This window comes from Cellulomonas fimi, from assembly GCF_028583725.1.
Taxonomy (GTDB): Bacteria; Actinomycetota; Actinomycetes; order Actinomycetales; family Cellulomonadaceae; genus Cellulomonas; species Cellulomonas fimi_B.
Window position 1 is genome coordinate 3,307,395 of record NZ_CP110680.1, and the last position, 13,915, is coordinate 3,321,309.

General features: G+C 74.5%; 12 protein-coding genes. 1 reads left to right on the forward strand and 11 read right to left on the reverse strand.

Translation table 11 applies throughout. From position 1 onward, the window contains the following. Positions 1-4: 4 nt before the first annotated feature. Complete coding sequence (locus OOT42_RS14870; RefSeq protein WP_273651955.1) at positions 5-1,663, reverse strand: twin-arginine translocation signal domain-containing protein; 1,659 nt, start codon at positions 1,661-1,663, stop codon at positions 5-7. Positions 1,664-1,965: 302 nt separating this feature from the next. Between OOT42_RS14870 and OOT42_RS14875 the strand changes: the two genes are divergently transcribed. After that, positions 1,966-4,824, forward strand: a complete 2,859-nt coding sequence (locus OOT42_RS14875) for a glycoside hydrolase family 3 protein (protein WP_273651956.1) — start codon at positions 1,966-1,968, stop codon at positions 4,822-4,824. 27 nt (positions 4,825-4,851) lie between these two features. On the opposite strand, the gene OOT42_RS14880 is transcribed toward OOT42_RS14875, so the two are convergent. From OOT42_RS14880 to OOT42_RS14925, 10 genes are all read right to left on the reverse strand, one after another. Further along, on the reverse strand, positions 4,852-5,193 hold the full coding sequence (locus OOT42_RS14880) for a VOC family protein (RefSeq protein WP_273651957.1): 342 nt from the start codon (positions 5,191-5,193) through the stop codon (positions 4,852-4,854). Positions 5,194-5,227: 34 nt separating this feature from the next. Then, positions 5,228-6,508: an N-acetylglucosamine-6-phosphate deacetylase gene (locus tag OOT42_RS14885; protein WP_273651958.1), complete on the reverse strand. Its 1,281-nt coding sequence runs from the start codon at positions 6,506-6,508 to the stop codon at positions 5,228-5,230. 51 nt (positions 6,509-6,559) lie between these two features. Then, complete coding sequence (locus OOT42_RS14890; protein ID WP_273651959.1) at positions 6,560-7,177, reverse strand: hypothetical protein; 618 nt, start codon at positions 7,175-7,177, stop codon at positions 6,560-6,562. After that, positions 7,174-8,748 carry a YndJ family transporter gene (locus tag OOT42_RS14895; protein ID WP_273651960.1) on the reverse strand — a complete coding sequence of 525 codons (1,575 nt, stop codon included), beginning with the start codon at positions 8,746-8,748 and terminating at the stop codon, positions 7,174-7,176. The genes OOT42_RS14890 and OOT42_RS14895 overlap by 4 nt, the downstream gene beginning before the upstream one ends. Beyond that, positions 8,745-9,713, reverse strand: coding sequence for a TetR/AcrR family transcriptional regulator (locus OOT42_RS14900; RefSeq protein WP_337251875.1), 969 nt, complete (start codon positions 9,711-9,713; stop codon positions 8,745-8,747). The genes OOT42_RS14895 and OOT42_RS14900 overlap by 4 nt, the downstream gene beginning before the upstream one ends. 182 nt (positions 9,714-9,895) lie before the next feature. After that, positions 9,896-10,591, reverse strand: a complete 696-nt coding sequence (gene nucS / locus OOT42_RS14905) for an endonuclease NucS (RefSeq protein WP_273651961.1) — start codon at positions 10,589-10,591, stop codon at positions 9,896-9,898. 47 nt (positions 10,592-10,638) lie between these two features. Continuing rightward, positions 10,639-11,052, reverse strand: coding sequence for a DUF2550 domain-containing protein (locus OOT42_RS14910; protein WP_273651962.1), 414 nt, complete (start codon positions 11,050-11,052; stop codon positions 10,639-10,641). 13 nt (positions 11,053-11,065) lie between these two features. Beyond that, positions 11,066-11,359, reverse strand: a complete 294-nt coding sequence (locus OOT42_RS14915) for a F0F1 ATP synthase subunit epsilon (RefSeq protein ID WP_273651963.1) — start codon at positions 11,357-11,359, stop codon at positions 11,066-11,068. 109 nt (positions 11,360-11,468) lie between these two features. Beyond that, positions 11,469-12,950 (reverse strand): F0F1 ATP synthase subunit beta, encoded by a 1,482-nt coding sequence (gene atpD / locus OOT42_RS14920; RefSeq protein WP_272728983.1) that lies wholly within the window; start codon positions 12,948-12,950, stop codon positions 11,469-11,471. 64 nt (positions 12,951-13,014) lie between these two features. Beyond that, positions 13,015-13,914: a F0F1 ATP synthase subunit gamma gene (locus OOT42_RS14925; protein ID WP_273651964.1), complete on the reverse strand. Its 900-nt coding sequence runs from the start codon at positions 13,912-13,914 to the stop codon at positions 13,015-13,017. Between the last annotated feature and the right edge of the window lies 1 nt (position 13,915).

Below are 13,915 nucleotides of genomic sequence, written 5' to 3' on the forward strand. Positions count from 1 at the left end.
CGCGTCAGGACTGGCTGTCCAGGACGTCCTGGTAGAACGCGCGCAGCTCCTCGCCGCCCGACGCCCGCCACGTCTCGACCGCCGCGTCCAGGTCGTCCATCGACTTGCGGCCGCGCGAGATGTCCTTCTCGAGGTCCTCGAACGGCTGCCCGATCGACGCGTACTGCGCGGGCTCGACGATCTGCTGCGCGTAGAACAGCGGGTCCTGCGCGTAGCCGGCCGCCATCGCGCGCCACTCGGAGGCCGCCTTCACGTAGCCGGGGTACTGCACCCGGGCCTCCGCCGTGGGCGGGTCGACGAGGAAGATGTACGTCGGCTGCAGCTCGACCGCCGCGAGCTCGGTCGGGACGGGCACCCGGTCGGCACCGCGCGTGTAGTGGACGCCCTCGACGCCGTTGTTGATGGTGTCGAACTCCACCGTCCCGTACGGCGCGGCGAGGACGTTCGCGAGCGCGAGGACCTCCTTGATCTTCGCCTCGTCCTCGGACTTCTTGACGAAGGAGAAGATGTTCGCCGGGTTGCTCTTGAAGAGCACCGGCTCGCCTCCCGACGCGTCGAACGGGTCGATCGGCTGCTGCCAGTACGACGGGTTGCTGCCGAGGTTGTCGCGCAGCGCCTCGTTCCAGCCGCCCATGCCGTCGGCCATGATGAGCGACCGGCCGCTCTGGAACCGCAGCTTGGCGTCGCCCGTCTGGCCCGCGACGGCGTCCGGGTGCACGGCGCCCGACGCGAAGAGTGCGGCGTTCCACTCGAGCGCGGCGCGGTACTCGTCGGTCTCGACGCGGTGGACGAGCTTGTCGCCCTCGAGCTTCCACTTGGGCACGACCCCGTGGATCTGCGTGGCGGTCGTCCAGAGGTCCTCGGCACCCCACTGGTTGCCGCCCGTGAGCTCCTTGGCCAGGTCGATCAGGTCCTGCCCGTTGGTCAGCGCGACCGTGATGCCCTGCGCGTCGAGCAGGTCCTTGCGGTAGAACGTCGCGTCGTTGATCGTCTCGCCGGGGAACGGCAGGCCGTACAGCCGACCGTTGAAGACGCAGTACTTCCACGCGTCGGTCGGGATGTTGGCGAGGTTCGGGTACTCCTCGACGAGGTCGCCCGCGAGGTACGGCGTGAGGTCCTGGAAGACGTTGCCGACGATCTCCGAGCCGAACCGCGGGGGCAGGTTCCACGACGGCACGCAGACCCAGTCCGGGACGTCCTTGGGCGACGCGAGGACCGCGGCGAGCTTGTCGCCGTAGGTGTTGCCGTCGGCGATCTGGAACGTGAGGTCCGAGCCGAGCAGCTCGTTGACCGCGGCGTAGTACTGGTTGCCCTTCGTGGGCGGGATCGTGCCCCACAGGGGCGTCATCGCGGTGAGCGCGAGGCCGGTGCCGGGCGGCGTCGGCACGGACCGGACGAGCTCGGCGGGGATCGTCTCGTACCCGGGGGGCGAGCCGTTGACGCTCGGGTAGTCGGGCTCGGCGTAGGTGATGGGGATGTACTTCGGGAGGACGTCGCCGATCGGTGCCGCGCTGGTCGCCGCGCCGGTGGGGGTTCCGGGGCTGCACGCGCTGAGCAGGGACGGGACGCCGACGACCGCGGCGCCGGCGGCCAGCATCCCCAGGAACGAGCGCCGGTCGACAGCCACGTCGCCGACGCGGCCGAGCTGGAGGGGAGGGGTCATCTTCGTCCTTCACTTCCTCGTGAGGCGGGATCGCGCATCGAAGCGGTTCGATCGCGGGAAATGTACGGCATGAACGAAACGTCAGGCAAGGGTCGCTCCGGGCGGATCGCCGCCTTGCCTGATCCGGCGACGTGGACCACCATGAACCGCGCGAGTCCGTCGAACTCCGGCGATGGTCGCAGGCCCGCAGGGCTCGTGGCGATCGTCGAAACGGTTCAACCAGCGGCTTCGTCAGGCCTGCGACGGAGCACCGGCCTCGCGAGGTCGCGCACCTGCTCGACCCGACCCACCGTGAGGACCCCGTGGCCGACGACGCCCCGCCCACCCCGCCCTTCCGCGACCCCGCCCTCCCCCACGCCGAACGCGCCCGCGACCTCCTGCAGCGGCTCACGCCGGACGAGAAGGTCGCGTTCCTGCACCAGCGCGTGCCCGCCGTGCCGCGGCTCGGGCTCGCCGAGTTCCGGACCGGCACCGAGGCGCTGCACGGCGTCGCCTGGCTCGGCACCGCGACGACGTTCCCGCAGCCCGTCGGCCTCGCCGCGACGTGGGACCTCGACCTCGTCACGCAGGTCGGCGAGGTCGTCGGCACCGAGGTGCGCGCCAAGCACGCGGCCGACCCGACGGTGTCGCTCAACGTCTGGGCACCCGTCGTCAACCCGCTGCGGCACCCGCGGTGGGGCCGCAACGAGGAGGGCTTCTCCGAGGACCCGTACCTCACCGCGACGCTCGCGACCGCCTACGCGCGCGGGCTGCGCGGCGACCACCCCGTCTACTGGCGGACCGTCCCGACGCTCAAGCACCTGCTCGCGTACAGCGTCGAGACGGACCGCGCCGTGCTCAGCGCACAGCTGCCGCCGCGCGCGCTGCACGAGTACGAGCTGCCCGCGTTCCTCGGGCCCGTGCGCGCCGGCGTCGTCGGCGCCGTCATGCCGTCGTACAACCTCGTCAACGGCCGGCCGACGCACGTGTCGAAGGACCTGATCGACGCCCTGCGCGACGAGCGTGACGGGTTCCTGCTCGTCGTGTCCGACGCCGGCGCGCCCACCAACCTCGTCACCGGCGAGCGGTACCACGCGGACCACCCGACCGCGGTGGCCGCCGCCCTGCGCGCCGGCGTGGACTCGTTCACCGACCACGACGCCGACGCGTCGGTCACCACCGGCCGCGTGCACGCCGCGCTCGACGCCGGGCTGCTGGAGGAGGCCGACGTCGACCGCGCCGTGCTGCGCCAGCTCGAGCTGCGGATCGCGACCGGCGAGCTCGACCCCGACCTCGACCCGTGGGCGGGCGTCGGCCCCGAGGCGATCGACCTGCCCGCGCACCGCCACCTCGCCCGCCGGGCCGCCGCCGCCGGCGTCGTCATCCTCGAGAACGACGGCGTCCTGCCGCTGCGCGACGGCCTGCGGGTCGCGGTCGTCGGTCCGCACGCCGACCAGGTCTGCACCGACTGGTACTCGGGCACCCCGCCGTACACCGTGACGCTCGCGGAGGCGTTCGCCTCCCGGTTCGGGGCGGAGCGGGTCACGCTCGTCGACGGCGCCGACCGTGTCGCACTCCGCTCGACGACCACCGGCCGGTACGTGCGCCCCGGCGACGACGGGACCCTCGTCGCCGACGCACCGCACGCCGACGACGCCACGCACGTCGACCTGACGTCGTGGGGCGAGGGTCTGCACACGCTGCGGTCGCTGCGCACCGGACGCCTCTGGACCGGCGCGCAGTGGATCCTGCGCGCCGACGCCGAGCGCGTCGGCGGGTGGGTCGTGCAGGAGTCCTTCCGCGTGCACGACAACGGCGACGACACCGTGTCCGTGCAGCACGTCGGGTCCGGCCGCTGGCTCGTCGTGCAGCGCGACGGCGGCGTCCTCGTCGCCGACGCGGCGTCCCCGCAGCAGGCCGAGCGGTTCACCGTGCGCACCGTGCACTCCGGGCACGCGCTCGCCGCGGCCGCCGCGCGGGACGCCGACGTCGTGGTCCTCGCCCTCGGCAACGACCCGCACCTGCTCGGACGCGAGACCGAGGACCGCCCCCACCTGCGCCTCCCCCACGCGCAGGCCGAGCTCGCGCGCACCGTGCTCGACGCCAACCCGGCCACCGTGCTGACCGTCGTGTCGTCCTACCCGTACGTCCTCGGCGACCTCGGCGAGTCCGCCGCCGCCGTCGTGTGGACCGCGCACGCCGGGCAGGAGCTCGGGCACGGGCTCGTCGACGTGCTCACCGGCGACGTCGAGCCGACCGGACGCCTCACGCAGCAGTGGCCCGCCGACGAGGCGCACGTCGGCGACCTGTTCGACCACGACCCCGTCGGCGGCGGACACACGTACTGGTACGCCCCGCACCCCGCGCGCTGGGCGTTCGGGCACGGGCTCACCTACAGCACCGTCGAGTACCTCGGCCTGACAGTCGACGCCGAGGACGACCTCGACGAGCTCTCCGTCGCCACCGTGCGCGTCATCGTGCAGAACACCGGCGACCGCGTCGCCGACGAGCTCGTCCAGGTCTACGCCGCCGCGCCCGGGCACCGGCTGCCGTACCCGCGGCGCATCCTCGTGAGCTTCGAGCGTGTGCGCCTCGAACCCGGAGAGACGCGCGAGGTGGCCCTGGCCGTGGCCGTCGCCGGCCTCGCCGTGTGGGACGTCACGAGCGGGTCGTTCGTCGTCGAGCCCGGCGGGTACGAGCTGCACGCCGGGTCGTCGTCCGGGGACCTGCCCCTCGTCGCCGACCTCAAGGTCACCGGGACGCCCGTCCCGCCGCGCACGCTCCTCGGCGGCTGGGCACGCGCCGTTGACCACGACGAGCGCGCCGACGTCCGGCTGGTCCCCCGCGACCGCGACGCGGGGACGGCCGTCGAGGTGGCGCCGGGCGCCCGGTCCGGGTGGGTGCTGCTGCGTGACGTCGACCTGCACGGCGTCGGCGGGCTCGAGCTCACCGTCGCCCGGTCCGGTCCCGGCGCCGCCGCCGTCCACGTCGAGGTGCGCGAAGGGCGGCGCTGGGAGCGCGTCGCGACCGCCGCCGTCCCCGAGGGCACCGACCGGTGGGGCTGGCACACGGTGCGCGCGACGCCGCACCACACGCTGCCGACCTGGGGCGAGACCGACGTGCGGCTCGTGCTCGACGGGGCCGCCCGGCTCGGCGAGGTGCGCGGGACGCGCGCGGGCTGACCGCGCACGGCGGACGGCGGGCTCGCGTCACTCGACGCAGAACTCGTTGCCCTCCGGGTCGCGCATCACCGTCAGCCCGTCGTCCCGCACCACGACGACCGTCGCACCCAGGGCGCGCAGGCGCGCGACCTCGGCGGGCACGTCGCCGTCGGGCGCCCGCAGGTCGAAGTGCAGCCGGTTCTTCGCGGTCTTCGGCTCGGGCACCCGCTGGAACCACAACGTCGGGCCGCCCCAGCCCGCGGGCTCGACGAACGCCTTGTCGCGCGTCGAGTCCTCGTCGACGTCGCTCCCGAGCGCCGCCGCCCAGAAGCCCGCGAGCGCGAGGGCGTCGGCCGCGTCGAACGTCACGCTCTTGATGAAGGTCGCCACCCCGGCGACGGTACCGTCGGGCCGCTCAGCCCGCTCAGGCCACCCAGGCACCCGCGCGCATGACGCGCACCGGCGCCAGCGCGTCGTCGACGACCACGACGTCGGCGCGCCGGCCCGCGACGAGCGCACCCAGGTCGCGCCGGCCGAGCACGTCCGCGGGCGTCGTCGCCGCCGCGAGCACCGCGTCCTCGAGCGGCACGCCGGCCGCGACGACGTTCCGCACGACGTCGAGCAGGTGGGCGACACCACCCGCGATCGCGCCGCCGCCCGGGGGCGTCGACCCGTCCGCCTCGACGATCCGGGCGACCCCGTCGGCCACGCGGACGGCCATCGGCCCCAGGCGGTAGTCGCCGTCGGGCATCCCGGCCGCCGCCATCGCGTCCGTCACGAACGCGACCGACCCCGGACCGACGAGGTCGAGCACCGCCCGCACCGTGTCGTCGGCGAGGTGCGTGCCGTCGGCCACGAGCTCGACGACGAGCTCGCCCCGCGCCGCCGCCGCGAGGCACGCGGCGACCGGGCCGGGGTCGCGGTGGTGCAGCGGACGCATGCCGTTGAACAGGTGCGTCGCCGTCAGACGGCCCGACCGCGCCGCCGGGGCCGACGCCAGCAGGTCGAACGCCCGGTCGACGGCCACGTCGACCTGCGCCGCCGACGCGTCGGTGTGGCCGACCGACGGGAGAGCCCCCGCGTCCACCAGCGCGGCCAGCACGTCCGCACGCGCGTCCGCCGTCCCGGAGCCGTCCGCGACCCCCGTGACCTCGGGGGCGACCGTCATGGTGACGAGGTGCCCGCGCGCCGCCGCGGCGACCTCCGTGACCAGCGCCGCGTCGCCGGGCTGCATGTCCGCGGGGTTCTGGGCGCCGCAGCGGTCGGCGGACAGGAACGGCCCCTCGAGGTGGATGCCGACGATCTCCCCCGCGTCGGCGAGGTCGGCGAGCACGGCGGTCCGTCCGAGCAGCACGTCGCGCGGTGCGGTGACGAGCGACGCGACGAGGCTCGTCGTGCCGTGGCGCAGGTGCTCGCGCGCCGCGGTGCGCGCCGTCCCGACGTCGGCGGCGTCGGGGAAGCTCGCGCCGCCGCCGCCGTGGCAGTGCACGTCGACGAGCCCGGGAAGCAGCGTGCCCGTACGTTCGGCAGGCACCTCCCACGGCGCGGGCACGCGGTCCGCGGGGCCGACCCACGCGAGCGTCGCGCCCTCGACGACGACGACGCCGTCGTCGAGCACGCGGGCCGGTGTGACGACGCGTCCGCGCAGGACGAGCGGGGTGGAGCCGGTCGTACCGGCCGGGGCGGGGCGGGAGTCGGCGCTCACGCGAGCATCCTCCCGCACGCGCGGCCCGCGCCGCGCCACCGACCTGGAGCGTCAGGCCTGCGGCAGGACCCGCGCCGGACGGTCGCGGAGCTCGCCACGACGCATCCGGCGACGCAGGACGACCCCCGCCCACCAGCGCCCGCCGCCCGCGCCGACCGCACCCTCGGCGAGGGCGAACGCCGCACCGCCCACGGTGTCCGTCCAGCCGCCGGCGAGCGTCGGCCGCAGCAGGAGGAGGGCCAGCACGCCCCCGACCACCGCGAAGGCGACGACGTGCTCGGCCTCCCGCGCGCGGCGCCGGAGCGCCCATGCGAGCGCGAGCCCGGCCGGCCAGCCCACGAGCGCGACCGGCACGACCGCGACGAGCCAGGCGAGGACCATGATCGGGATCCCCCCGGCGACCTGCTCGGACACGTCACCCGCGCCGCCGGAGGGCGCGGCGCGCAGCGCCGTCGCGGCCACGTACAGCACGAGCCACGCGAGGTTCGCGACGGCCAGCGCCACGAGACACAGGACGCACAGCAGCGCGACGCGTGCCGGGCCGCGCACGACCCCGGCGTGCCAGGTGTCGTCGCGCCTCGGCAGGCCGCTCAGGTACCCGTCGTCTGGGGTGAGGTCAGCGACGGCCCACGGGTCCCGGTCGGCGCTCCCGCGCGGGTTCCCGCTCATCGTCCCGTCTCCGCCCGGTCGCCCGCGGTGCGGTCGCGGTGGAGCCGCCTCGCGGCGTCGGCCAGCGCACGGGCGTACGCGCGCTGGCCCACCGCGACGAACGGCCACGCTGCCCGGGCCCACCACGCGTCCGGCGCCGAGAACGCCTCCACGACGAACCACAGCGTCCCCTCCGCGTCCCGCTCGACGGCGAACAGCTCCTCGCCGCGGAACGGGTGACCCGGCAGCGTGCCGTAGGCGAACGCGGTGTGGCACTCGGCGCGGTCGACGGCCACCACGACGCACGGTGCGGCCAGGCGTACCGGTCCGAGACCTGGTCGGCTCACGACGCGCGCGCCCGTCCGCGCCGGTCCGTCCGCGTCGACGCGCACCCCCGCCGCCCGCTGGACGCGCCACGTGAGCAGGTCGTCGCCGAGCGCCGCCGCGTCGTCGTCGCTCGCGTGGGCGACGACGCGCCATCGCCACGACGCGTGCCGGTAGCCTGCAGGGCGTTCGCCGCGGAGCGTGGCCCCGACCTCCGCGTACGTGACGTGGGCGCCCTCCGTCTGGGCGCGCTCGTCCGGCTGGTCGCGCTGCGTCGGCTCGGCCTGACGGTCCGGCTGCGTCGACCCGGCCCGGGGGTCCGGCTGCGGCCGCCGGTCCGGCCCGGTCGGCCCGGTCGCCGCCCGCCGCCCGAGCACCGCGACGCCGAGCAGGGTGCAGACGACGAAGCCGAGCGCGTTGACGACACCGTGCGACGCGACCATCGCGTCGAGCCCGGGGTGCGCGAGCCCGGACGCCTCCCCCACGGCCCACCACAGCGCGGGCAGCATCCCCAGGAGCACGGCCACCGCGCCCACGCGCAGCAGCGCCCGCGCGAGGCGTGCCGCCGACGTCGGCGGTCCCGGCTCGCTGTCGAGCGCCGACGACGCGCCCCGGGCCGGCCGGGCTGTCGCGCCCGACCCGCGCAGCACCGCGGCGGCGACGGTCCACAGCGCCCCGGTGAGCACGACGGCGCCGACGAGCTCGGCCGCGTCCGACACGAAGTAGCCGGCGAGCACGAGCAGGACGCCGACGGGGACCGCGACGGCCGCCGCGTCGGCCACCCGCCCCGGCGCAACCCCCGTCACCAGGCCCGCGACGAGACACGCACCGAACCCCGCGAACAGCATGTGCGGGACGGTGAGCGTCAGGTACAGCCCGTCGAAGCCCAGCAGGCCCCAGCCCGCACGCTCGGCGACGAGCGCTGCCGCACCGACGGCCGGGGTGACGAGCGCCGCCGCGACCGCCCACCGGCGTGCCCGGGAGCCCGAGGCTGCGGGCGGGTGCACCAGGACCCGGAGGCCCGCCGCCGCGAGCACCGCACCCGCCACGGCGAACGGCAGCGCGAGCACCGCCGCGGCGCGTCCGACCGGGAGCCACACGGCCACAGCCGCGGCCAGCCCGGCGACCGGCCAGAGGGACGACGACGGTCGTGGGACGACGCGCGGCCCGAGCAGGCGCAGCCCGAGCGGCAGGACGACCGTCAGCCCGAGCCCGACGACGACGTGCACCGCGGCCGTCGCCGGCCCGCCCAACGTGTCGGCGCTCACGCGTCGTCCTTCCGGGCACGATCCGCGGCGTCTGCCGAGCGCCCGCGGGTGCGCCGCACCGGCCCCGGCGCGCCGTCCACGTCGCGCGCGGCGGTGTCCGTTCCCCCTGCGGTCGGGTCGACGCTGGCGGCGGTGGTGTCGTCGCAGGCCACGTCGGTCCCGGCAGCGTCCGGACCCGCGGCGCTCCGACCCGTGACCCCCTCGCCGGCCTCGTCGTCGACGCGCATCGCGTCGCGCACGAGGCGCAGGAGGTCGTCCGTGACGCGCCGCGCGACGGGCAGCCGCGCCAGGCTGACGAGCCGGCCGACGAGCGGCGCGGCACCGTCGACGAGCGCGCGCGTCCGTCGCTGCCCCGGCGACCCGTCGTGCACCCAGAACAGCGTGACGCCGAGCTGTGCGAGCCACAGGAGCTCCGGGAGGTCGTCGCGCAGGTGCCGTGGCACCGCGGGCACGGCGCCGGCGACGACCTGCCGGAAGACCTCCTCGCTGGTCTCGCGCGCGCCGCGGGACGAGGCCGAGAACGGGCTCGAGGCCGACGTCGGCCGGATCGCGACCGCGACGAACTCGGTGCCGAACGCGTGGTACCCGGCGAACGCGTCGAGCCCGGCGTGCAGGACGCCCCGCAGCCGGGTCGGGAGGTCGCCGCCCGCCGCGAGCACCGCCGCGGCGCGCCGCGCGTGGTCCTGCGTCACGTCCAGGTAGAGCTCCTGGACGAGATGGTCCTTCGACGCGAAGTGGTAGTACGCGTTCCCGGTCGCGACGCCGGCCTCCTGGGCGACGAGCCGCATGGTCGTCGCCGCGTACCCGCGCTCCCGGAACAGCCGGAGCGCGGTGGCCCGCACGAGCGCGCGTGTGTCGCGGACCTCACGCCCGGCGGTCGCCGCGCGCGGCTCGTGCTCCGGACCTGCTGCGGCCTCCGGGTGCCCCTCGCGCTCCGCGCCGGTGCGCGTGCCTGCGTCGCCCATGGATTCACGCCTCTCGTTTGAACATGTTCAACTGAACGTGTTCAACACCGTACCGCACTGTCGGCCGTCGGGACACGGGTCCTCGTCGGACGTGGCAGGCGACGACGCCGGCCGTCAGCGGCCGGGCGCCTCTGAGAGGCGCACGGAGCGAGGGGGCCGCGCGCCGGCCGCGGGTGCGGGCGCTAGAACAGGCGCGAGTCGACGTCGTCGACGCCGCGCATGGCGTCGTAGTCGAGCACCAGGCACGCGATGCCGCGGTCGGTCGCGAGGACCCGCGCCTGCGGCTTGATCTCCTGGGCGGCGAACACGCCGCGCACGGGCGCGAGCAACGGGTCGCGGTTGAGCAGCTCCAGGTAGCGGGTGAGCTGTTCGACGCCGTCGATGTCGCCCCGGCGCTTGATCTCGACGGCGACGCTGCCGCCGGAGGGGTCCTTCGCGAGGATGTCGACCGGGCCGATCGCCGTGGGGTACTCGCGGCGGACGAGGGTGTGCCCGTCGCCGAGCAGGAGGATCTGCGCCGCGAGCAGCTCCTGCAGGTGCGCCTCGACACCGTCCTTGACGAGGCCCGGGTCCACCCCGAGGTCGTGCGCGGAGTCGTGCAGCACCTCGAACAGGTCGATCTCGAGGCGGTCGTCGGACTTCGTGTGCTGCACGGTCCACACCGCGGTGACGCCCGCGGCGCGCGACTCGTCGTCGGGCTCCCCCACCACGAGCGTGCACGGCGGGCTCATCCAGTTGAGCGGCTTGTACGAGCCGCCGTCCGAGTGCAGCAGCACGCTGCCGTCGGCCTTGACGACGAGCAGCCGCGTCGCGCGCGGCAGGTGGGCGTTGAGCCGGCCGCTGTACCGGGCGGCGCACGAGGCCACGACGAGACGCATGGACGACCTTCGGGAGAGGACGGGAGGGACCGGAGAGGGCCGGACCGTCAGATGACGGAGCCCACGTGGGACGGGGTCGCCTCGATCCAGGACGTGAGCCCGGCGTAGGCGTCGGGCGCCATCATGAGGTGCACGGTCCTGCCGCTCACCCGGCACGTGACGACCACGGCGTCGGCGCCGCTGGGGTGCGTCCCCTGCACGCGCTCGACGACGGCGAGACCGGAGCGGTCCCAGCGCATCGACGGGCGGGGCGCGAGCGACCAGCGCCGCCACCAGTAGAGCCGCTGCGAGCCGTACTGGGCGATGCCCAGCGACCACGGCCCGGACTCCGAGCGGCCGACGGCGCAGCGGAACGAGCCCACGCGCCGTTCGAGCGTGTGCACCCGGGAGACCCACATGAGCACGACGGCCAGCACCAGCGCGACAGCGCCGATCAGCAGGCCGACGACCACGGGGCTCACCGTCGCATCGACCTCAGTGCGAGTCGCCGGCCGACGCCGGTCGGGTGCCGGACGCGACCGTGTCGACGACGACGGTCACGGTGTCGGAGTCGACGGACAGGAAGCCGCCGTCCACGTGCCAGCGCAGCGGCTCACCGCCGCCGACAGGCTGGACCCGGACCTCGCCGGGACGGAGCACCGACAGGATCGGGGTGTGGCCGGCGAGGATGCCGATCTCACCGTCGGCAGCCGGCGCCGACACCTGACGAGCGGTGCCCGACCAGACCTTGCCGTCGGTCGCGACGAGGTCGACCTCGAGGTCAGCCACGGACCTCCTCCTTCACGTTCGATGCGGTGCGGTGCGCCCTGCGACGCACCGTCGGCGGAGAACCCGCCCGTCGCCGCGCCCGGAGTGCCGGGCGCGGCGGCGGAGGGTCTCAGACGCCGTACTCCTTCTGGATGCGGGCCCAGTTGCGCTCGAGGTCCTCGAGCCCGCCGATGTTGAAGAACGCCTGCTCGGCGATGTGGTCGAACTCGCCGTCCGCGATCTTCTTGAACGCCTCGACCGTCTCGGACACCGGGACCGTCGAGCCCTCGACGCCCGTGAACTTCTCGGCCATGTAGGTGTTCTGCGAGAGGAACTGCTGGATGCGGCGCGCCCGCGCGACGACGGTCTTGTCCTCCTCGGACAGCTCGTCGACGCCGAGGATCGCGATGATGTCCTGCAGCTCCTTGTTGCGCTGGAGGATCGACTTCACGCGCGTCGCCACGTCGTAGTGGTCCTGGCCCACGTACCGCGGGTCGAGGATGCGCGACGTCGAGGCCAGCGGGTCCACGGCCGGGTACAGACCGCGCGACGCGATCTCACGCGAGAGCTCGGTCGTCGCGTCGAGGTGCGCGAACGTCGTCGCCGGGGCCGGGTCGGTGTAGTCGTCCGCGGGGACGTAGATCGCCTGCAGCGACGTGATCGAGTGACCACGCGTCGAGGTGATGCGCTCCTGCAGCAGACCCATCTCGTCGGCGAGGTTCGGCTGGTAGCCCACCGCGGACGGCATGCGCCCGAGCAGCGTCGACACCTCAGAGCCCGCCTGCGTGAAGCGGAAGATGTTGTCGATGAACAGCAGCACGTCCTGCTTGGCGACGTCACGGAAGTACTCCGCCATCGTCAGCGCCGACAGGGCGACGCGCAGACGCGTGCCCGGCGGCTCGTCCATCTGGCCGAAGACGAGGGCCGTCTTGTCGAAGACGCCCGCCTCCTCCATCTCGACGATGAGGTCGTTGCCCTCACGCGTGCGCTCGCCGACACCGGCGAACACCGACACACCACCGTGGTTCTGGGCGACGCGCTGGATCATCTCCTGGATGAGGACCGTCTTGCCGACGCCCGCACCACCGAAGAGACCGATCTTCCCGCCCTGCACGTACGGCGTGAGCAGGTCGATGACCTTGATGCCCGTCTCGAACATCGTGGTCTTCGACTCGAGCTGGTCGAACGCCGGCGCCTTGCGGTGGATCGGCCAGCGCTCGGTGATCTCGATCTTCTCGCCCGGCTCGGCGTTGAGCACCTCGCCGATGACGTTGAAGACCTTGCCCTTGGTGACGTCGCCGACGGGCACCGAGATCGGCGCACCCGTGTCGCGCACCTGCGCGCCGCGGACGAGACCGTCGGTCGGCTTGAGCGCGATGGCGCGGACGAGCGAGTCGCCGAGGTGCTGGGCGACCTCGAGCGTCATCGTGAACGAGCCCTCGCCCTCGCCCTGGGCCGACAGGTCGATGTCGACCTGCAGCGCGTTGTAGAGCTCGGGGATCTGGTCCGCGGGGAACTCGATGTCCACGATCGGACCGATGACGCGGGCGACCCGACCCACGCCGGGCGTGCCGGCGGTGGCGGCCGTCTCGTCGACGGTGGTGGCGGTCATGTCTGGCCTCGCTTCGCTCGTCCGGAGCGGCGCTCCGGCATGGTCTGGGGTCGTGCGGTCGGGGTCAGGAGGCCGACGCGAGCGCGTCGGCGCCCGACACGATCTCGCTGATCTCCTGGGTGATCTCGCCCTGGCGGGCCTGGTTCGCCAGGCGGGTGTACGTGCGGATGAGGTCCTCGGCGTTGTCCGTCGCGGTGTGCATCGCGCGCTGACGGGCCGCGAGCTCCGAGGCCGCCGCCTGCAGCAGCGCCGCGAAGATCCGCGACCGCACGTAGCGCGGCAGCAGCGCGTCGAGCACGACCTCGGGGTTCGGCTCGAAGTCGTACAGCGGCAGTGCGCCCTTGTCGTCGGCGGGCGCAACGCCCTCGACGACCTCGAGCGGCAGCATCCGCACGACGCGCGGACGCTGCGTCACCATGTTGACGAACTGCGTGTAGACGACGTGCACCTCGGCGATGCCGCCCTCGTCCGCCGGCGCGCGGAACGCGTCGAGCAGCGTGTCCGCGATCTCCCGCGCGACGTCCGGGGAGGGCGCGTCCGAGTGGCCCGACCACTGCCCCACGAGCTCGCGCCCGCGGAACGTGTAGTACGTCACCGCGCGACGACCCGAGACGTAGAGGGCGACCTGCTTGCCCTCCCCCTCGAGCCGCGCGATGAGCCGCTCGGTCTCACGGATGACGCTCGCCGAGTAGGCGCCCGCCATGCCGCGGTCCGACGCGATGAGCAGGACCGCGACGCGCTTCGTGTCCGACCGCTCCACGAGGAACGGGTGGGACACGTTGGAGTGCGTCGCGACCGCCGACACGGCCCGCGTGATCGCACGCGAGTACGGCGACGCCATGCTCACGCGGTCCCGCGCCTTGCCGATGCGGGACGCGGCGATCAGCTCCTGCGCCCGGAACATCTTCTTGAGCGACTGGGTGGACTTGATCCGCTGCTTGTAGACGCGCTGCGAACCGGCCATG